Here is an 18,922-nt window from a genome sequence, read left to right as displayed (position 1 = left end):
CATGGCTCTTTCAAGAAAATCGGCGCCGTGGGCGCTGGCATTGGCCCTGGTCGTGGCCGGCGCTCAAGGCCCGGCATGGGCAGCTACGTATGTCGATGTGCTGGACTTGCCGGCCAGGCCGAGCGCGCTGGCGGTGCACAGCCCGTTGCGCGATGTGACGCAGGCAGGGGATCGGCTGGTGGCGGTTGGGCCGCGCGGGCACATCGTGTATTCCGACAACCAGGGCCAGGACTGGCGCCAAGCCAGTGTACCGGTCAGTGCCGACCTCAATGCGCTGGTCTTCCCGAACGCACTCGAAGGCTGGGCGGTGGGCAACGATGGCGTGGTCCTGCACAGCCGCGACGGTGGTACGAGCTGGGCCAGGCAGCTTGATGGCCGGCAGATCGGCGCGCTGGTAGAAACCCATTACCAGGCCTTGGCCAAGGCTCACCCGGATGAGGCGCAGTGGCAGGCGTTTGCCGACGAAGGCCGGCGGCTGGTGCAGGAGGGCGCCGACAAACCGTTGCTTGGCGTGTGGTTCAGCGACGCAAAACGCGGGTACGCAGTCGGCGTGTTCAATTTGATCCTGCGCACCGACGACGGCGGCAACAGCTGGGTACCGATGCAGGACCGCACCGACAATCCACAAGGCTTGCACCTCAATGCCATCCGCGCGATCGGCGATGAGCTGTACGTGGCCGGTGAGCAGGGCTTGCTGCTCAAGTGGCATACCGGGCAACAACGATTTGTCAGCCTGCCCAGCCCCTACCAGGGCACCTGGTTCGGGGTGCTCGGCAAACCCGGCGAAGTGCTTGCGTATGGCCTGCGTGGCCATGTGGCGCGCAGCAGTGACGGCGGGCAGAGCTGGACCCGGGTGAGCACGGGTGTGACGCAAAGCATCACGGCTGCCAGCCTCGACAGCAATGGGGACTACTGGTTGTTCAGCCAGGCGGGCCAGGTGCTGCACAGCCGCGATGGCGGCCTGAGTTTCGCCTTGCAGCCGCATGTGCCGCCTGCGCCGGTGACTGCCGCGCTGCAGACCCGAAGCAACGGCACCGTACTGGTGGGTGATCGCGGTCTACGCGTGCTGCCGGATCGATAACAACCCTAAGCATCCAAAGAGAACTCGTGATGGCCAACATCAAGCAAGACACCCTGCCGGTGATCCGCGACCTGAAGGATTTCGATCCACGTTCCGGCAACCTGCTGGAGCGCATGGTCTTCAACTACCGCCCACTGTTCATGCTGTTCATGGTGCTGGTCACGGGGGTTCTGGGTTACCTGGCGCTGACCCGCCTGGAGTTGCGGCCCAGCTTCGAGAAAATGATCCCGCAGAGCCAACCTTACATCCAGAACTACCTGGACAACCGCAAGTCGCTGCGTGGCCTGGGCAACTCGGTGCGGGTGGTGGTGGAGAACACCCAGGGCGATATCTTCGACCCCGAGTACCTGAACGTGCTCAAGCAGATCAACGACGAGCTGTTTCTTGCCCAAGGCGTGGACCGCGCCTGGATGAAGTCGTTGTGGAGCCCCGGTGTGCGCTGGACCGAAGTCACCGAAGAGGGTTTTCAGGGGGGCACAGTGATGCCCGACGATTACCAGGGCAAACCGGCCGACATTGAACAGCTGCGGCAAAACATCAACCGTGCCGGTATCGTCGGCAGCCTGGTGGCGACTGATTTCAAGTCAAGCATGCTGGTGGTACCGCTGCTTGATCACGACCTGGCCACCGGTCGCGGCATCGATTACCGGCAGTTCTCGCAGATGCTCGAACAGCAGTTGCGCGACAAGTACGAGTACGCCGGGGACAGCAATGCGCGCAAGGCCGGCGAGGAAGGCCACGGTAAGTACAAGGTGCGGGTCATCGGTTTTGCCAAGCTGATGGGCGACCTGAGCGATGGGCTGGTCCAGGTGATGATGTTCTTCGCCCTGGCGGTGGGCACCTCGCTGATGATCATCTTCCTTTATACGCGTTGTGTGCGCAGCACCTTGCTGGTGGTGCTCTGTTCGCTGGCGGCAGTGGTGTGGCAACTGGGTATCGTCGGTTGGCTGGGCTATGCCATCGACCCTTACTCGATCCTGGTACCGTTTCTGATCTTCGCCATCGGTGTCTCGCATGCCGCGCAGAAGATGAACGGCATCATGCAGGACATTGGCCGCGGTACACACAGGCAGGTCGCCGCGCGTTACACCTTCCGCCGCCTGTTCGTGGCCGGCGTCACGGCGTTGCTGGCCGACGCCGTGGGCTTTGCCGTGCTGATGCTGATCGACATCCCGGTGATCAAGGACCTGGCGATCACCGCAAGCATCGGTGTTGCGGTGTTGATCTTCACCTCGTTGCTGTTGATACCGGTGGCGCTGTCGTACGTCGGTGTGGGTCGCAAGGCCGCCGCGCGCGCCTTGCGCATCGACCAGCGAGCCGCCGAGCACCGCGGCTTCGGCAAGCTGTGGGACATGCTTGACCGCTTCACCACGCGCAAGTGGGCAACGGGCGCCGTGCTGGTGGCCACGCTGATGGGCATGGGCGGCTTTTGGGTAAGCCTGCAGCTGAAGATCGGCGACCTCGACAGTGGCGCGCCGGAGTTGCGCGCGGACTCACGCTACAACCGCGACAATGCCTACATCACCCGCCATTACGCACTGTCCAGCGACCTGTTCGCGGTGATGATCAAGACCCCGCCGGAAGGCTGCCTGAGCTACCGGACGCTGATGCTTGCCGACCGCCTGGCCTGGGAGCTGCAGCAGTACCCGGGCGTACAGACCACCGTCTCGTTGGCAAACGCCGTGCGCCAGATCACCGCAGGCTCGTTTGAGGGGAACCCGAAGATGAGCAGCCTGCAACGCAACCAGGACATGCTCAACTATGCCGCCCAGCAAGCGTCGGTCAACGCCCCGGAGCTGTTCAACACCGACTGCTCGCTGATGCCGGTGATCGCCTACCTCAAGGACCACAAGGCCCAGACCCTGGACGATGTGGTGGCCATCGCCGACCGCTTTGCCCGCGACAACAGCAGCCCCGACCGCCAGTTCATGCTCGCGGCCGGCAGCGCCGGCATCGAAGCGGCAACCAATATCGTGGTCCGTGAAGCCAACCGCACCATGCTGCTGTTCGTCTACCTGGCGGTGACGCTGTTCTGCCTGATCACCTTCCGCAGCTGGCGCGCGACCCTGGTGGCGCTGTTGCCGCTGGTGCTGACCTCGGTGCTGTGCGAGGCCTTGATGGTGGTGATGGGCATCGGCGTGAAAGTGGCCACGTTGCCGGTCATCGCCCTGGGCGTAGGGATTGGCGTGGACTACGCCTTGTACCTGCTCAGCGTGCAGCTGCACTACCAGCGCCAGGGCCGCTCGCTGGGCGAGGCCTACCAGAACGCCGTGGCCTTCACTGGCCGGGTGGTGGGGCTGGTGGGCATTACCCTTGCGGCGGGCGTGGTCGGCTGGGCGTGGTCGCCGATCAAGTTCCAGGCCGACATGGGCATCCTGCTGACCTTCATGTTCCTGTGGAACATGCTCGGCGCGCTGGTGCTGATCCCGGCGCTGTCGTACTTCCTGCTGCCGGACAAGCGCTTTGTCAAGGCTGTGCCCCAGCCATGCGCGCCCGCCGCGCCGCCTGGCGAGCACGCTTGCGAACCCCAGGCGCAAACACGGATGAGCGCATGAGCGCGCCCTAATCGAATCGAATACCGAAACTGGAATCTACCCTCATGGCCAAGACAAAAATAATGCCGCCGGCAGCTGGTGCCTATGCCTACCCACTGCTGATCAAACGCCTGCTGATGTCAGGTGTACGGCACCAGCCCGAGCAGGAGATCGTCTACGCCGACAAGCTGCGCTACACCTACCGCGGCCTGGACCAGCGGGTCCGGCGCCTGGCCAATGTGCTGCGTGCCGCCGGGGTGCAGGCCGGTGACACTGTGGCGCTGCTGGACTGGGACAGCCACCGCTCGCTGGAGTGCTTTTTTGCCGTGCCGATGCTGGGTGCGGTGCTGCACACGGTGAACGTGCGGTTATCGCCGGAGCAGGTGGCGTACACCATGAACCACGCGCAAGACGACCTGGTGCTGGTGCACGACGATTTCGTGCCGCTGCTGGAACAGCTTCAGGGCCAGTTGGGCACGGTGCGCGGTTACCTGCAGCTCACCGACGAACAGGCCACGGCCACCACGCTGCCGGTGCTGGGCGAGTACGAAGCGCTTCTGGCCAGCGCCAGTTGCCAGGCCGAGTTCGACGACTTCGACGAAAACTCGGTGGCCACGCTGTTCTACACCACCGGCACCACGGGCAACCCCAAAGGGGTGTACTTCAGCCACCGCCAGTTGGTGCTGCACACCCTCAACGAGCTGGGTACGTTTGCCGCTTACGACGGCCAGCCGCTGCTGCGTTCGAGCGACGTGTACATGCCCATTACGCCGATGTTCCATGTGCATGCGTGGGGCGTGCCGTACGTGGCCACGGTGCTGGGGGTCAAGCAGGTGTACCCGGGGCGCTACGAGCCGAACACGCTGGTAAGGCTGTACCGCGACGAGGGGGTGACGTTCTCCCACTGCGTGCCGACCTTGCTGCAGATGATGCTGGACAGCGAACAAGGCCGGCACACCGATTTCAGCCGCTGGAAGATCCTGCTCGGTGGCAGCGCGCTGACCCACGGCCTGGCCCGCCAGGCCAGTGAGCGTGGCATGCTGATCTACAGTGGCTACGGGATGTCGGAGACCTGCCCGCTGCTGACCCTGACCCACTTGCGTGAAGAAGACCGGGCCTTGCCGATGGGCGAGCAGGTTGCACAGCGGATCCGCACCGGGGCCCCGGTAGCGATGGTCGACCTGCGCATTGTCGATGCCCAGGGTAACGACATGCCTCACGACGGTGCGTCGCTGGGTGAAATCGTGGTGCGTTCGCCCTGGCTGACTCAAGGCTACCTGCACGAGCCGCACAAGGGCGCCGAGCTGTGGCAGGACGGCTGGCTGCACACCGGTGACATGGGCTCGATCGACCACCACGGTGTGCTGGAGATCAAGGACCGGATCAAGGACGTAATCAAGACCGGGGGTGAGTGGATCAGCTCGTTGACCCTGGAAAACCTCATCAGCCAGCATCAGGCGGTCAGCGCCGTGGCGGTGGTCGGTATCCCCGATGAGCAGTGGGGCGAGCGGCCGATTGCACTGGTGGTGCGCACGCCCGGTGACCGCCTTGACCAGCCAATGCTCGAGGCGCACCTCAAGCAGTTTGTCGACAAGGGCCAGATCAACAAGTGGGCGATCCCACGGCAGGTGCATTTCGTCACCGACATCCCCAAGACCAGCATCGGCAAGATCAACAAGAAGCTGATTCGCGAAACGCACCTGGGCGCCTGATGGGCGTTATGGCCCGTCAGAAGCCTTGGTGCCGGCGATTTAGTCTTTGACTGGCCAAGCAGATCCTGCACAATTGCCGGCTTTTTTCGCGACAGGAAGCCGCCATGCAACGGATTGTGATTCTGGGGAATGCCGGCAGCGGCAAATCTACCCTTGCCCGTGCCTTGGGCAAGCACCTTGGCCTGCCGGTGGTTCACCTGGATACCCTGTTCTGGGAGCCCGGCTGGGTCGAGGCGGACGCCGAGCAGTTCCGCGCACGGGTTGGTGAGGCCATTGCAGGGGATAGCTGGGTGTGTGAAGGCAACTATGCCCGGCGCACATTCGACCTGCGCCTGCCCCGTGCCGACCTGGTGATCTGGCTCGATACGCCCCGGCTCACCTGCTTCACCCGGGTGATTCTACGCAGCGTCATGAACCGGCCTCGTGCAGACCTTGCGGCTGGGTGTACAGAGAAACTCGACCGGGCCTTTCTGACCTTCCTGAACTTCGTGTGGAACTTCGATCGCGGCTATCGCCCAGGTATCGAGGCGCAGCGCCAGGCGGTTGGGCCGCAGATTCCCGTCGTGCATTTGCGCGGCAGCCGGCAGATCGGCGCATTTCTGGGCAGTTTGCCCGCGGCAGGCGTACTGGCTTCAGGCGGGCAGTAACGCACGCAAGGCAGCGTTCACGACGATGGCGAACAGCACCACGGGCAGGATGGAAAACCGTGAAGCGGCATACACGGTCAGTGCCACGGCGATGAGGTCTGCCGGGTAGCCAGAAACCAAGGTGGGCGCGATCACGGCAATCAGCAGGCAGCCAAGGGCGGCGTCGAGCACCTGGGTGGATGGCTTGGCCCACAGGTAAGCGCTGACCAGGCCCGCCAGCGTGCCCGCGAGCACATACCAGCTGCCGGGAATCAGCAGGTAGAACAGCGCGGCGGTGACCAGGCTGAATAGCCAGGGCAGGGCGGCGTGCACACCTCTCCACATGCCCTTGAGCAGCACCAGGCAGGCAGCGACAACTGCCATGTCCAAGCTGTAGCTGTGTAGGTCAGCCAGCAGCGGCCCGATCAGCGCGCCGAGCATGATGATGCTAGCCCTGGTCACCCACAGGTACCACGTCGAAGTGGCGCAGGTGGCCGGGCTCAAAAGCGGTGGCGGCGCGTCGCTCGCGGCGGCAGAGGCATCGGGGTGTTCGGATTCAGGCGTTGCGGGGGGCTCTTCAATTACTGATTCATCTGCATTCATGGTCACCTCCAGTGGAGGCAAATTATTCCAATGGATCGCTGAAATCGGGTTGCGTAGTTGCCTAAGTGTGGAGAGTATTTGGCATCTACTGCCGTACTTCTCAATTTTAAGGTTATCAATGCCAATCAAGCTCGACGCCATCGATCGACGTATCTTGCGGGCACTGCAACGCGACGGCCGTTTGCAGAACCAGGAACTGGCCAAGCAGGTGGGGTTGTCCCCGTCGCCTTGCCTGCGGCGGGTGCGCCTGTTGGAAGAAGCGGGGGTGATCGCGCGCTACGTGGCGCTGGTGGACCCGGCCAAGGTGGCGCTGGGCCTGACCCTGTTCGTGCGGGTGTGGCTCAAGCGCCAGGACCAGGAGACCACCGATGAATTCGTCGAGGCGGTGCGCCTGCTGCCCGAAGTGGTGGAGTGCCATGTGATGGCGGGTGACTGCGATTTGCTGTTGCGGGTGGTGGCGGCGGACCTGGAGGCCTACCGGCGGTTCCAGATCGCGCACTTGACCAGCCTGAGCGTGGTGCAGAACGTCAAGACTGAAGTGCCCATGGAAAAGATCAAGCTGACGACCGAGTTGCCGGTGTAAAAGGCACCTGTGCGATTTCGTCGTTGCGTTCGGGCAATGAGCGGTGATAAACCGGATTACTGCGTCCAAAAACTGTCCGCTGCGTTTTGAGCTCTATAATCTACTGCTCGTTCAGCTGGCGTAAGACGCAAAAGAAAAACCGTTTCAGCGTGCATCCCCACCTGGCATTGGAAATCGTCCCCATGCAGCATCAATCCCCCGACGAAACGATTCGCGCCGCGTTGCAAAAGTCTCACGCCAGGCTCCATCGCCAGCATGAACTGGTCGTCGAGTACGGCGTCATGTCGCTCAAGTCGTCTGACCTGGATGCGTTGCTCACCCAGGCCTGCTCGGTAGTGGCCAAAGGTATGGACACCCCATTTGCCAAGGTGCTCATGCCGATAGCTGACAGCGATGAGTTTGTGCTGTCTCACGGCGTGGGTTGGGATGAGGCGGACATCGGGCACGCCACCGTGGGCGGCGATGTGGCCAGCCCTGCAGGCTATGCAATTTCGACCTACAGGCCCGTGCTGTCGAACCATCTAGGGCAAGAGCAGCGCTTCAGAACACCGTCGTTGCTAAAAAAATACGGGATCGAGCGAGCGATCAACGTACCTATCCGAGGGACATCGGCCCCCTTTGGTGTACTCGAAGCTGACAGCAGCAACGGGGAAGACTTCATCGAAAGCGACCTGGTGTTTCTGGAGGGCATCTCCAACGTCATCTCCATGGCGGTGGAGCGCATCTCTGCTGGCGAGGATATGCAGTCATCCGACCCATACTCCGAGAGCGTGCTCAACGCCAGCCCCGATTGCGTGAAAATCCTCTCCGCGCGTGGCGACATCGAATTCATGAACGATGCCGGCATGTGCCTGATGCACATTGGCGACCTCACGCAGGTGCGTGGGGTGGCGTGGTCGCAGCTCTGGCCTGACGAATCCAGAGACGTGGTGCTGGATGCGATCAGAAAAGTGACTGAAGGTGAATCAGCAAGGTTCGAGGCATTCTGCCCGACATTGCACCAAGAGCCTAAGTGGTGGGATGTGACGGTGGCGCCAATATTTGGCGAGCAAGGCGAGTTTGAAAAGATCATTGCCGTGTCGCGTGACATCACCGAACGACGCCATCACGAAGCACAATTGTTGTCATTGATCGACGCGCAAAACATAAAGTTGAGTAAAAGTGATCTTTATCTGGAAGAAATTCATCATCGGGTCAAGAATAGCCTGCACCTGGTAAATACCTTGTTGTTGCTGCAGGCCAATATGGCCCTGGATGAAGCGGTAAAGCTTCAACTGCAGACGGCTGCAACTCGAGTGTTGACCATTGCGAGCGTGCATGAGCGTCTTTATCAGAATGCTGAAACTCAAGCGGTGAGTGCAGCGGATTATCTTGAAGCGTTGCTGGGTGATCTGGGCAAAGCATTGGCTGAGCGCAAAATCCTCCTCGATGCTGACGCATTCACGATGCCACCGGAAAGAATGGCGCCGCTGGGGCTGGTGATTTCCGAACTGATCACCAACTCGCTCAAATATGGCAAAGGTACGGTGGAGGTTAGCGTGAGGGGGCAGGGGGATCATGCACTGATCACGGTAACGGATGAGGGCGACGGGTTCCCGGAGTCGTACCCAAAACCCACTGGCACCGGCCTCGGCATGCGCTTGGTTAAAAGCTATTCGGGCTACGGCAGCCTGGCGATTACGGTTGATCGCACGCAAGAAAAAAGCACGATTCACGTACGCTTCAAACTGTAGTGAGCCCCAGGGCGGTAATGCCACCCCGGGGCCACTGGCATCAGCGATCGTCATCCTTGTGCTGAGTGTCACCTTGGTCAGCTTGGCCACCCATGCGGCCCGTGTCGGCAGGGCCTTGCCGGTCGGCTTGATCCGCACCAGGCTGGCCACCCTGGCGCCCTGTGTCCGTTGAGCGTTCCCAATCCTTGTTCATCTTGTCTTCAGGTTTTTGACCGGGTTGCTGGGTGCCTTTTTGTTTGTCGAGCATGTCACCTCCTGCGCCCTGGCCGCCTTTTTGGCCTGCATCGCCGGCACCGGTATTGGCGTTGCCGCCTTGGTTTGCGCCCCAGTCTTGATTGTTCGCCATGACTGCATACCTCTGGTCACACACAGGAAGGTCTGTGTTCAGTTGTGACTGTGGAGCACTCTCACGGGGTGCATCTATTGTCGGGGATTCTGACAAAACGCCTGAACAAATGGCGGCCCGGTATTTGCGACTCCAATAACCCCGATCGTAGACCACACTCTTTGCATGAGCCGCCTTGAGTCTTTCCTATATACAGACTAATACTAAAGCACTGGCGGAAGAGGGATGATCATGTACAGGCGCTTTGTTGTGGTTCCTGCGGTACCGCGCCATAAAGAGGTCTTTCCTCGGCGCATTGGATTTCCCAGCGCCTTGGGGGAGGGCTACGACCTTTACGATACGCAAGAGAAAATGCGCCTCTGCCTGAGTTATTCGACACGCGCCGAAGCCGAGTTTGAATGTGCGTGCCGTAATGATTTTCAGGACAATAACGAAGCGAACTTCGTCGGCAATGCATGAGCCAGGCACTGCAGCAATAGCGGTGGTTTAGGTGACGAGCCTGCTTTCGTAGGGGCAAGAGGCGGTCAGTGACAGCTGTGCTATCACTACAGGGATGCCGTCCGTCCGAAGGCCAGGGAGTGAGCGATGAATCACCTGTTTCGTGTGTTGCTGGTGTTGTTGGCCCTGGTGCCTTTGGCGGGGCAGGGCAATGACGCCGCCACCATCGCCACCGAAGGCATACCGGCCGAACCGGCCGAGCTGACGATCGCCAACCGCAGCATTTTCACCTTCCACGCCACGTTGCTTGGGGAGACGCCGGCTGCACGGGCGCAGCGGGCAGCGGCCGTGATCGAAGAGGCGCTGCGCGGCACTGATGAGTTGCACGTCAGCGTCGACCCGATCCTCAGCAGCCACCTGGTGCTGCTGGGTGGGCGGCGAGCGTTTATCGTCGCGCCCCAGGACCTTGAGATCAGCGGCGCCGACACCCGCGAAGCGGCCGAGCAGGCTGCGGCGGTGCTGCGCCAGGTGGTCGAGGAGTCTGGCGAGGCGCGCAACCTGCATTTTCTGCTCAAGGCCTTGGGCTTGTCGGCCTTGGCCACGCTGATATACCTGGCACTGCTCAAGGGCGCCAACCGGGCCCGGCACAGACTGCGTGGGCGGCTGCCCCAGTTGATGCGCGAACGTGCCCGGCAGATTCGCGTCGGGCAGATGCCGCTGTTCGACATGCAGTACGTGTACCGGCTGATCGACAGCCTGCTGCGCTTGCTGTACTTGGCGGTGGTTGTGCTGCTGAGCTACCAGTGGCTGAGCTTTGTGCTGTCACAGTTCCCCTACACCCGGCCGTGGGGCGAAAGCCTCAACGTGCACCTGCTCAACCTGCTGCGGTACCTGCTTGATGGCATTTTGCACGCCATCCCCGGGATTGCCGTGGCCATCATGATCTTCTTCATCGCCCGCGGCATCAGTGGCTTTAGCCGCCGCGTGCTGGAGCGCATGGCGCGCCCCGGCACGCTCAAGTGGCTGACCGAAGAGACGCTGCGGCCGACCATGCGCCTGACCTCGCTGGCGATCTGGCTGTTTGCCCTGGTCATGGCCTACCCGTACCTGCCGGGGTCGGGCACCGATGCCTTCAAAGGCCTGTCGGTGCTGCTCGGGCTGATGATTTCCCTGGGCGCAACCAGCGTTGTGGGGCAGGCGGCGGCAGGGCTTATCCTGACCTACTCGCGCACGTTGAAGGCCGGCGAGTACGTGCGGGTCGGCGACAACGAGGGCACGGTGACCGAAGTCGGCATGTTCAACACCACGATCCGCACCGGATTGGGCGAGGTGTTGACCTTGCCCAACTCGATGATCACCGGCTCCGTGACGCGCAACTATTCCCGCGCAGTGCAGGGCCAGGGTTACATCGTCGATACCGTGGTGACCATCGGTTATGACACGCCCTGGCGACAGGTGGAGGCGATGCTGGTGGCGGCTGCCGAGCGCACCGAGGGCATCCTCGACACGCCCAGGCCGCAGGTGTTTCAGACCGGGCTGTCGGACTTCTACCCTGAATACCGCCTGGTGGCCCAGGCCGTGCCAAGCGCACCTCGGCCGCGGGCGGAGTTGCTGAGTCTGCTGCATGCCAACATCCAGGATGTGTTCAATGAGCACGGCGTGCAGATCATGTCGCCGCACTACCTGGGCGACCCGGAGCAGGAGAAGTGGGTGCCGCGCGAGAAGTGGTTCACGGCACCGGCGCGCAGGCCGGACGGGGATGGCGAACCCCCTAACTAGAGTTAAAAAATGCTAACCAAAGAGGGGTAGCACGCGAAAACAATAATCCAGGGGGCGTGAAAACGCTAATAGGGGTGCGAATTTGATAACAATTTGGCTGTTTATATTGAAAATGATAACGGCCTGAAGGATGGGGACTGCAAGCGCCTCACTCAAATCAAGATGTAATCACTGCGTTGCACAATACCTCGATGCTCACCTTCAACCAGGTGCACATAGCGCCCCTCCAGCAGATCAATCGGTAAGCAATCGTCAACATCGAGCACCGCGTCGGTATGGGGTTTCAACCAACCCGCTGCCATACGCTCCTTACCCAGGCTCTTGGCTGCGGCTTTGTCGGTGGCGGCCACCAGCAGGTAACGATGCGCTTCGCCAAAGACCTGTTGCTCATAACCCCCCAGGTTCAGGAAGAACAGGCGCAGGGCCCCTGGCTGTGGCGCAGCCTGGCTGAATTCGATGCGATAGCCATCCACCCCATGCACTTCCAGCCAGGAATCGATGTGCAGCCCTTTCGGGCTGCCGAACCAGGCATTACGCAGCAGGGGGAAGGTTTGCTCCAGCGAGTCGGCCTGGGCAAATAGCACATCGTGGACTTCGATGCTGGCGCGGGGGTGGCGTCCGCCGAGCATGACGACGTAGAGCATGGTTGATCCTGCATTCTCGAAAAGTGTCATGGCGATGATGACACATTGGGTCCTTCGCTGTTCATGAGGCGTACACCCTTGGTGTTGCCTCCTGGCCTAAGCCGGTCTCGGGCCTTAATCATCGCGCCCCATGCGCACGCCCAAAGCAGCTTGCAACCCCCTCCAAGGCAGCGTACCTGGCGCTATGCCCGCTTCTGATAATCGCCTCCAACACCGAGCCCACGTTTTGGAGCGCGTCATGCACAACAATAAGAAACTTTCGCCTCGTATCCTGACGGCTGTCATCGCCAGCCTTTCGACCCTGGGCCTGAGCGGCGTCGCCGAGGCCGAGATCATGCTGTACGACAAGGACCAGACGACGTTTTCCACCGACGGTTACATCAACGCCTTTTACGTCAACAGTGATGTCGACCGGGCGGGCGACCAGTTCGACCGCCGCCAGTCGCGGGTCAAGATGGGGTTTTTGCCCAACTACCTGGGCTTCAACATGGGCAAACAGGTGGATGACCTGAAGCTGGGGGCGCGTGCCTCGTTCTGGGTCACCATCAACGACAGCGAAACCAACGGCACCGACACCGCCATCGATGTGCGTCAGTTCTACGGCACCGTGGCCAACCCCGAGTGGGGCGAGGTGCTGATCGGCAAGGACTTCGGGTTGTTCGCGCGTTCCAACATCCTGCTCGACGAGCTGCTGGCAGGTTACGGCCAGGTCAGTGACAGCCTGGGCTTGGTGGACGGCGGCGGGGTGTCGTTCGGCAACATCGGCAGCGGTTATCCGTACCCGTTCCCCACGTCGCAGATCACCTACCGCACGCCGGTGATGGACGGCTTGCGGGTAGCGGTCGGCATCATGGACCCGGTGGACACCAACGACAGTAGCCCGACCGGCAAGGCCTATCAGGAAAACCCCCGCACCGAGAGCGAGATCACCTACCAGTTCGACCTGGCCGGGGCCAAGATCTACAGCTGGCTCAATGGCAGCTACCAGACCTCTGACAACACCGACTCGACGGTCAAGTCGATCACCTCCAAAGGGGTCGGCTACGGCGTGCAGGCGAAGATGGGCGGGCTTTCGCTCACCGGCTCCGGTTTCCAGGCCAAGGGCATCAACCCGTTCTTCACCAACAACGCCGGCGAGCCGACCCTGCGTAATGTCGACAGCGACGGTTACTTGCTGCAGGGCTCGTACAAGGTCGGCAAGAACCGCCTGGCGTTGTCGTATGGCAAGACCAAGGACGATGGCAACGGCGTGGTAGGCAGTGGCGCGGATTACGAGACTCGCGGTGTGGCGCTGTTCCATGACGTTAATGCCAACCTTACGCTGGTGGCTGAGTACAACCAGTTTTCGATTGACGGGCATGACACCGGTGATCAGAACGAGGACACCGATACCCTTGCATTGGGGGCGGTGCTGACCTGGTAAACCGCTGGGGCCGCTGCGCGGCCCTTTCCGGCCGGTCCGGCGCCCCGGCAAGGCCGCACCCACAATGCCCGCGCAAGCCTGGTATGTCGGTCCATGCGCAAGCAACTGTCTTGCTCAATTTCTAAAAAATGATGCATTACCTGTGGGAGCGGGCTTGCCCCGCGAACACCGGCGAAGCCGGTGCCATGCACCGCGCAGCCCCATTGGCGGAGCAGGCCCGCACCCCAGCAATTCCACGTGCACACCCTTACTCCCATGGAACCGCCTACCCGCTACCCAAGTAGCATTCGCCCTCCAGGGCAGCCTTCGTACACTCAGCACTCAGACAACCCGCGCCGGAGACCACGATGCAGCAGGCCCAGAACGACGGGGTGGTCAGCGCCATGTCCCAGGCAACCGATGCGCGCCTGGCGGCCCAGGATTTGGCGCGGCAGTTGCTGCACCCGCACCTGGGTTTCGTGTTGTTTTTCTGCTCTGCCGAATATGACCTGCGTGCGCTGGCCGAGGCCCTGGAACAGGGTTTCGGTGGCATTCGCCTGGTGGGCTGCACCAGTGCCGGCGAAATCACCCCGCTGGGCTACGGCCGCAATTGCGTAACGGCGGTGGGGTTCGATCACCGGCACTTTTCCATCGCCACCGAACTGATTGATGAAATGGAGCACTTCAGCCTGATCGACGCCCAGCAGATGGTCGAACGGCTGGTCGGTACCTGTCGCAGCAATACCCTGACGCCCATCAAGGGCCACAGCTTTGCCCTGACCCTGCTCGATGGCTTGTCCAGCCGCGAGGAGATGGTCCTCACCGCCCTGAGCGCGGCACTGGGGGACATTCCGCATTTTGGCGGCTCGGCCGGCGACGACAATTACCTGACCCGCACCCACGTGTACTTCGGCGGTGCGTTCCACAGTGGCGCGGCGGTGGTGGTATTGGTCAATACCTGGCTCGATTTCGAAGTGTTCACCACGCACCACATCCTGCCGCGGGAGGAAAAGCTGGTGGTGACCGGCGCCGACAGCGCCCAGCGCCGCGTCTTCGAGCTCAATGCAGAACCGGCTGCCGAGGAGTACGCCCGACACATCGGCGTGCCGGTTGCCGAGCTCGATCACCGGGTTTTCGCGGCCCATCCGCTGGCGGTGCGGATCCACGATCAGTATTACGTCCGGGCAATCCAGCAAGTGCACCCGGACCTGAGCCTGAGTTTCTACTGCGCGGTGGAAAACGGCATCGTGCTCACAGCCATGACACCGGGCCCGCTGTTGCCGAACCTGCACACCCTGTTCGACGGGCTGCACCAGCGCCTGGGCCCACTGCTGCTGACCATTGGCTGCGACTGTTTCCTGCGGCGCCTGGAGCTGGAAGACCACGACGGCCTGGAGCAGGTCGGCGCGTTCTTGCGCGAGCAGCGGGTCATGGGCTTCAACACCTATGGAGAACAGTTCAATGGCATGCACATCAACCAGACCTTCACCGGGGTCGCCATTGCCCGCAACCGACCACCGGTCAGCCGCTGAACTGCAGGCCGAGGTCGCCCGGCTGCAGCACGAAAACTACAAGCTGCAGCGCATCAACGGCGCGCTGATCGAACGCGTCGAGTCGGGCGTGACGCGGGGCAACGACCCGTACGCGGCGTTTCAGCATTCGGTGGTACTGGCCGAACAAGTCCGCGAGCGTACCGATGCCCTGAACCAGGCCATGGCCGAGCTCAAGGCCGGTAACCATTTGCTCAGCGAAGCCCGGCTGCGGGCCGAGACGGCCCACCAGCACTTGATCGACGCCATCGAAAGCATCTCCGATGCCTTCGTTTTGTTCGATCAGAACCAGCGAATCGTGCTGTGCAACAGCCGCTTCAAGGCGTTCTGGGCCAACAGCCGGGTGCGGATCATCGCCGGCATGCGCCTGGCCGAAGTGAGGCAGTTGATGACCGCCAGTGGGCTATTCACCGAAGAGCCGCGCGGGCACGCCGATGAGCACCTGCTGTACCGCCTGCAGAACGGGCGCTGGCTGCAAGTCAGCGAACGGCCTACCTGCGAAGGCGGGCGGGTGATCCTGTTCACCGACATCACCGAGGTCAAGCTCAGCGAGACCTTGCGCCGCGAACAGGCGGTGGCGCAGAAGTCGCAACTGATTCGGCTGATCACCGACCATGTTCCGGCGTTGATCGCCTACCTCAATGCCGACCTGGTCTACGAATTCACCAACAAGGTCTATGAAGAATGGTACTGCTGGCCCCCCGGCGTGATGCTTGGCCAGAGCCTGCGCGAGGCCCACAGCGAGCCGCATTACCAGCGCCTGGAGGCCTACGTGGCGCGGGCGCTGGCGGGGGAGAGCGTGACATTCGAATTTGCCGAAAACAACATCAACGGCCAGGAGCGCTACATGCTGCGCTCCTACGTGCCTAACCGGCTGGCCAATGGCGAAGTGGTGGGGATCTTCGTGTTGATCCGCGACATTACCGAGCGCCGCAAAAGCGCCGAGGCGCTGCACCAGGCTTATCAGAACCTGGAGCAACGGGTGCGCGAGCGCACCGCCGAGCTGACCAGCCTCAACGACCAGTTGCTGCGCGAGATCGATGAGCGCAGCCGCGCCGAATCGCGCTTGCGCGAGGCCAAGCGCGAGGCCGAGCAGGCCAACCTGTCGAAAACCAAGTTCCTTGCCGCAGTCAGCCATGACCTGCTGCAACCCTTGAACGCCGCGCGGCTGTTCACCAGCGCACTGCTTGAACGGCGTGAGCCGCAACACAGTGCTCAGCTGGTGCGCAATGTCAGCAACTCCCTGGAAGACGTGGAAAACCTGTTAGGCACCCTGGTGGATATTTCCAAGCTCGATGCCGGGGTGATCAAGGCCGATATCGCCCCCTTCGCCCTCAGCGAACTGATCGACAACCTCGCCGCCGAATACGCCCAGGTGGCCCGCAGCGAAGGGCTTGAACTGCACTTCGTGGGCTGTTCGGCCTTGGTGCACAGTGACATCCAGCTGTTGGCGCGTATCCTGCGCAACCTGCTTAGCAATGCCATTCGCTACACCCGCAGCGGCCGCGTCGTACTGGGCTGTCGGCGCCAGCGCCGGGGCCTGTGGATCGAAGTCTGGGACAGCGGGATCGGCATCGCCGAAGATCGCCTCGAAGAAATGTTCCAGGAGTTCAAGCGGGGCGATGTACAGCGCCCGGACCAGGACCGTGGCCTGGGCCTGGGCCTGGCCATCGTGGAAAAGATCGCGGGCATCCTCGGCCACCGGATTCGAGTGCGCTCATGGCTTGGCAAAGGCTCGGTGTTTGCTGTCGAAGTGCCGCTGAGTGCCACCGCGCCCAAGGCTCAACCCAGCCTGGCAATCAGCGAGCCGATGCTCGAACGCCTGCGTGGGGCGCGGGTCTGGGTGCTGGATAACGATGCGGCGATCTGTGCCGGCATGCGCACCCTGCTGGAGGGGTGGGGGTGCCGGGTGGTCACCGCGCTGTCGGAGCAGGACCTGGCGCGCCAGGTGGACAACTTCCATGCCGAAGCCGACCTGCTGATCGCCGACTACCACCTGGACAACGACTGCAACGGCGTCGATGCCGTGGCGCGGATCAATGCCCGCCGCGCGTTGCCGATACCGGCGATGATGATCACCGCCAACTACAGCAACGAACTCAAGCAACAGATCCGCGAGCGCGGCCACACCCTGATGCACAAACCGGTGCGGCCGATGAAGCTCAAGACTGCGATGAGCCATCTGCTGGCCAACTGCACCCCACAGCCTCTCTAGCGGCGCAGGTAATCGCCGAAATCGATATCGCCGGCACTGAGGATCGCCTGCACCCGGTTATGCACGTTGAGTTTGCGTAGGATCGCTGAGACGTGGGCCTTGACCGTGGTTTCGGCGATATCCAGGGTGTAGGCGATCTGCTTGTTTGACTCGCCCTTGGTCATGCGTTCGAGCACCAGCAGTTGTTTGCGGGTCAGGGCTTGGAGCATCTCGGGTGGGAAGCTTGGGGTATCGCTCTGACGCCGGCTGGTGCTGCTCTTGTTGGCGCGAATGATGTCGGGTGGCAGGTAGACATTGCCGGTGAGGATCTGCTCGATCGCTTCGATCATCTGCGAGCGCGGCGAAGACTTGGTAATGAACCCCACGGCGCCATAGGTGATGGCCTGCAGCACGATCTGCTTTTCCTGCTCGGCCGAGACGATCACCACCGGGGTGGTCGGTGCCTCGTTGCGCAGGGTGATCAGGCCGTTGAGGCCATGCATGCCAGGCATGTTCAGGTCGAGCAGGATCAGGTCGAGGTCGTCATGCTCCAAGGTGAGCGCCAGGGCACTGTCCAGGTCGGCAGTCTCCATGACTTCGCTGCCTTGGAAGCCATCACTGATGACGTTATGGATGGCTTCGCGAAACAGAGGGTGATCGTCGGCAATCAGAATTTTGTACATGGCCTTTTCACCTCGTTGTTATTGGATGGGGCGGGCATGCGTTTGCAGGCGGTGAGTTCAAGGGAAGGGTTCGGGTTGTGCGGGCTGCAGCGGCAGGTTGGCGGCTTCCCAGGCGTCCAGGCCGTCGCGGTACCAATAGAGATGCTTATAGCCCAGGGTTGCTGCGCGTTTTACCGCGTTCCAGCTTAACCAGCAATCGGAGCGGCAGTAAAAGACCAGCGGTTGCTCCAAGCGGCCGGCGGTGGCTTTTTGCAGGTTGCGCACGAAGTAGTCTTGCCAGGCCGGGCTCAGTTCGCCGTCGCCAGTGTTGGCCAGCCAGTGGCTGCCGGGGAGGTTGGCATGGAGTTGGTCTTCGATGAAGCGGCCTTGCAGCCATTGCCGGCGATAGACGTCGATGAGCACCGGCCTCGGCTGTTGGCCCAACAGGCGCTGCAACGTGGTGGTGTCGATAACCTGGGCGCCATCGACCTGGTGCGGTGTCGGGCTGCGATAGAGGGTGGCGCGATAGCCCTCGGCGGTAAACAGCGCCGTGGTGTCGGCCTGGGCGACGCCCACCAACAGACTCAGCGAAAGGGCTGCCAGCAAAGGACGTGGCAGCCTGGGCAGGGCACGAGGCATGGGGTTTATCCTTTTTGTTATAGGCCCATTACATGCCAGCGGTGGTGCTTTGTGAATGCGACGATAGACACTAAAGCCAGTACTAAAGTAGTAGGTGGCCAAGCGCTTGAAGAGCACCCTGTGGGAGCGGGCTTGCCCCGCGAACACCGGCGAAGCCGGTGCCATGCTCCGCGTGGCCTCATTCGCGGGGCAAGCCCGCTCCCACAATGACCACTGTTCTCTGCGTGACAGCGCATCCCCAAGAGGCTAGGCAATCTCCCATAGAACACAACTTAACCCATTGAGTTAGCAGCAACTCTGTGGGAGCGGGCTTGCCCCGCGAACACCGGCGCAGCCGGTGCCATGCACCGCGTGGTCTCATTCGCGGGGCAAGCCCGCTCCCACAATGACCACTGT

At 62.0% G+C, this 18,922-nt stretch carries 16 protein-coding genes; 11 read left to right on the top strand and 5 right to left on the bottom strand.

Annotated features, from left to right (window positions below):
• Position 1 precedes the first annotated feature (1 nt).
• The 4 genes from ACSSU5_RS26015 to ACSSU5_RS26000 all read left to right on the top strand — a co-directional run bounded on the left by ACSSU5_RS26015 (position 2) and on the right by ACSSU5_RS26000 (position 5,974).
• A complete protein-coding gene (locus ACSSU5_RS26015; protein WP_492560249.1) occupies positions 2-1,081 on the top strand; it encodes a WD40/YVTN/BNR-like repeat-containing protein in 1,080 nt (359 codons plus the stop codon).
• 29 nt (positions 1,082-1,110) lie between these two features.
• Positions 1,111-3,636 carry an efflux RND transporter permease subunit gene (locus ACSSU5_RS26010; RefSeq protein WP_264312953.1) on the top strand — a complete coding sequence of 842 codons (2,526 nt, stop codon included), beginning with the start codon at positions 1,111-1,113 and terminating at the stop codon, positions 3,634-3,636.
• A gap of 44 nt (positions 3,637-3,680) precedes the next feature.
• Positions 3,681-5,327, top strand: a complete 1,647-nt coding sequence (locus tag ACSSU5_RS26005) for a fatty acid--CoA ligase (RefSeq protein ID WP_492560248.1) — start codon at positions 3,681-3,683, stop codon at positions 5,325-5,327.
• Positions 5,328-5,431: 104 nt separating this feature from the next.
• The gene (locus tag ACSSU5_RS26000; protein WP_492560247.1) at positions 5,432-5,974 is read left to right on the top strand and encodes a P-loop NTPase family protein; all 543 of its coding nucleotides are present in this window, start codon (positions 5,432-5,434) and stop codon (positions 5,972-5,974) included.
• Here ACSSU5_RS26000 and ACSSU5_RS25995 read toward each other — a convergent pair.
• A complete protein-coding gene (locus tag ACSSU5_RS25995) occupies positions 5,960-6,556 on the bottom strand; it encodes a hypothetical protein (RefSeq protein WP_492560246.1) in 597 nt (198 codons plus the stop codon). The genes ACSSU5_RS26000 and ACSSU5_RS25995 overlap by 15 nt on opposite strands.
• A gap of 118 nt (positions 6,557-6,674) precedes the next feature.
• On the opposite strand from ACSSU5_RS25995, the gene ACSSU5_RS25990 reads away from it, so the two are divergent.
• Positions 6,675-7,139: an Lrp/AsnC family transcriptional regulator gene (locus tag ACSSU5_RS25990; protein WP_264312957.1), complete on the top strand. Its 465-nt coding sequence runs from the start codon at positions 6,675-6,677 to the stop codon at positions 7,137-7,139.
• Between the two features lie 182 nt (positions 7,140-7,321).
• Positions 7,322-8,872 carry a sensor histidine kinase gene (locus tag ACSSU5_RS25985; protein ID WP_264312958.1) on the top strand — a complete coding sequence of 517 codons (1,551 nt, stop codon included), beginning with the start codon at positions 7,322-7,324 and terminating at the stop codon, positions 8,870-8,872.
• Positions 8,873-8,912: 40 nt separating this feature from the next.
• Here the strand turns inward: ACSSU5_RS25985 and ACSSU5_RS25980 are convergent, their stop codons facing one another.
• Positions 8,913-9,218, bottom strand: coding sequence for a hypothetical protein (locus ACSSU5_RS25980; RefSeq protein ID WP_492560245.1), 306 nt, complete (start codon positions 9,216-9,218; stop codon positions 8,913-8,915).
• Between the two features lie 225 nt (positions 9,219-9,443).
• Between ACSSU5_RS25980 and ACSSU5_RS25975 the strand changes: the two genes are divergently transcribed.
• Both ACSSU5_RS25975 and ACSSU5_RS25970 read left to right on the top strand, forming a co-directional pair.
• Positions 9,444-9,677, top strand: a complete 234-nt coding sequence (locus ACSSU5_RS25975) for a hypothetical protein (protein WP_264313914.1) — start codon at positions 9,444-9,446, stop codon at positions 9,675-9,677.
• 126 nt (positions 9,678-9,803) lie between these two features.
• On the top strand, positions 9,804-11,435 hold the full coding sequence (locus ACSSU5_RS25970; protein ID WP_492560244.1) for a mechanosensitive ion channel family protein: 1,632 nt from the start codon (positions 9,804-9,806) through the stop codon (positions 11,433-11,435).
• A gap of 152 nt (positions 11,436-11,587) precedes the next feature.
• Here the strand turns inward: ACSSU5_RS25970 and ACSSU5_RS25965 are convergent, their stop codons facing one another.
• Entirely contained in the window at positions 11,588-12,079 is a 492-nt protein-coding gene (locus ACSSU5_RS25965) for a DUF1543 domain-containing protein (protein WP_492560243.1), read from the bottom strand.
• A 238-nt stretch (positions 12,080-12,317) separates the two neighbouring features.
• Between ACSSU5_RS25965 and ACSSU5_RS25960 the strand changes: the two genes are divergently transcribed.
• From ACSSU5_RS25960 to ACSSU5_RS25950, 3 genes are all read left to right on the top strand, one after another.
• A complete protein-coding gene (locus ACSSU5_RS25960) occupies positions 12,318-13,502 on the top strand; it encodes a porin (protein ID WP_264312962.1) in 1,185 nt (394 codons plus the stop codon).
• Positions 13,503-13,849: 347 nt separating this feature from the next.
• A complete protein-coding gene (nosP, locus tag ACSSU5_RS25955; RefSeq protein ID WP_492560242.1) occupies positions 13,850-15,013 on the top strand; it encodes a nitric oxide-sensing protein NosP in 1,164 nt (387 codons plus the stop codon).
• Entirely contained in the window at positions 14,943-17,246 is a 2,304-nt protein-coding gene (locus ACSSU5_RS25950; RefSeq protein ID WP_492560241.1) for a hybrid sensor histidine kinase/response regulator, read from the top strand. Before nosP ends, ACSSU5_RS25950 begins: the two co-directional genes overlap by 71 nt.
• Here the strand turns inward: ACSSU5_RS25950 and ACSSU5_RS25945 are convergent.
• Positions 17,243-17,908 carry a response regulator gene (locus ACSSU5_RS25945; protein WP_264312965.1) on the bottom strand — a complete coding sequence of 222 codons (666 nt, stop codon included), beginning with the start codon at positions 17,906-17,908 and terminating at the stop codon, positions 17,243-17,245. The genes ACSSU5_RS25950 and ACSSU5_RS25945 overlap by 4 nt on opposite strands.
• Positions 17,909-17,965: 57 nt before the next feature.
• Positions 17,966-18,526 carry a PQQ-dependent catabolism-associated CXXCW motif protein gene (locus ACSSU5_RS25940; protein ID WP_264312966.1) on the bottom strand — a complete coding sequence of 187 codons (561 nt, stop codon included), beginning with the start codon at positions 18,524-18,526 and terminating at the stop codon, positions 17,966-17,968.
• Positions 18,527-18,922: the final 396 nt, after the last annotated feature.

It is taken from the genome of Pseudomonas sp. E1MeOHC2 (genome assembly GCF_058745025.1).
This window is presented reverse-complemented; position numbering and strand designations above follow the sequence as displayed.

Excerpts from the sequence above, each read along its gene's own strand:
- ACSSU5_RS26015 (WP_492560249.1), top strand. The coding sequence starts at position 2 with ATGGCTCTTTCAAGAAAATCGGCGCCGTGGGCGCTGGCATTGGCCCTG.
- ACSSU5_RS26010 (WP_264312953.1), top strand. The coding sequence starts at position 1,111 with ATGGCCAACATCAAGCAAGACACCCTGCCGGTGATCCGCGACCTGAAG.
- ACSSU5_RS26005 (WP_492560248.1), top strand. The coding sequence starts at position 3,681 with ATGGCCAAGACAAAAATAATGCCGCCGGCAGCTGGTGCCTATGCCTAC.
- ACSSU5_RS26000 (WP_492560247.1), top strand. The coding sequence starts at position 5,432 with ATGCAACGGATTGTGATTCTGGGGAATGCCGGCAGCGGCAAATCTACC.
- ACSSU5_RS25995 (WP_492560246.1), bottom strand. The coding sequence starts at position 6,556 with ATGAATGCAGATGAATCAGTAATTGAAGAGCCCCCCGCAACGCCTGAA.
- ACSSU5_RS25990 (WP_264312957.1), top strand. The coding sequence starts at position 6,675 with ATGCCAATCAAGCTCGACGCCATCGATCGACGTATCTTGCGGGCACTG.
- ACSSU5_RS25985 (WP_264312958.1), top strand. The coding sequence starts at position 7,322 with ATGCAGCATCAATCCCCCGACGAAACGATTCGCGCCGCGTTGCAAAAG.
- ACSSU5_RS25980 (WP_492560245.1), bottom strand. The coding sequence starts at position 9,218 with ATGGCGAACAATCAAGACTGGGGCGCAAACCAAGGCGGCAACGCCAAT.
- ACSSU5_RS25975 (WP_264313914.1), top strand. The coding sequence starts at position 9,444 with ATGATCATGTACAGGCGCTTTGTTGTGGTTCCTGCGGTACCGCGCCAT.
- ACSSU5_RS25970 (WP_492560244.1), top strand. The coding sequence starts at position 9,804 with ATGAATCACCTGTTTCGTGTGTTGCTGGTGTTGTTGGCCCTGGTGCCT.
- ACSSU5_RS25965 (WP_492560243.1), bottom strand. The coding sequence starts at position 12,079 with ATGCTCTACGTCGTCATGCTCGGCGGACGCCACCCCCGCGCCAGCATC.
- ACSSU5_RS25960 (WP_264312962.1), top strand. The coding sequence starts at position 12,318 with ATGCACAACAATAAGAAACTTTCGCCTCGTATCCTGACGGCTGTCATC.
- nosP (WP_492560242.1), top strand. The coding sequence starts at position 13,850 with ATGCAGCAGGCCCAGAACGACGGGGTGGTCAGCGCCATGTCCCAGGCA.
- ACSSU5_RS25950 (WP_492560241.1), top strand. The coding sequence starts at position 14,943 with ATGGCATGCACATCAACCAGACCTTCACCGGGGTCGCCATTGCCCGCA.
- ACSSU5_RS25945 (WP_264312965.1), bottom strand. The coding sequence starts at position 17,908 with ATGTACAAAATTCTGATTGCCGACGATCACCCTCTGTTTCGCGAAGCC.
- ACSSU5_RS25940 (WP_264312966.1), bottom strand. The coding sequence starts at position 18,526 with ATGCCTCGTGCCCTGCCCAGGCTGCCACGTCCTTTGCTGGCAGCCCTT.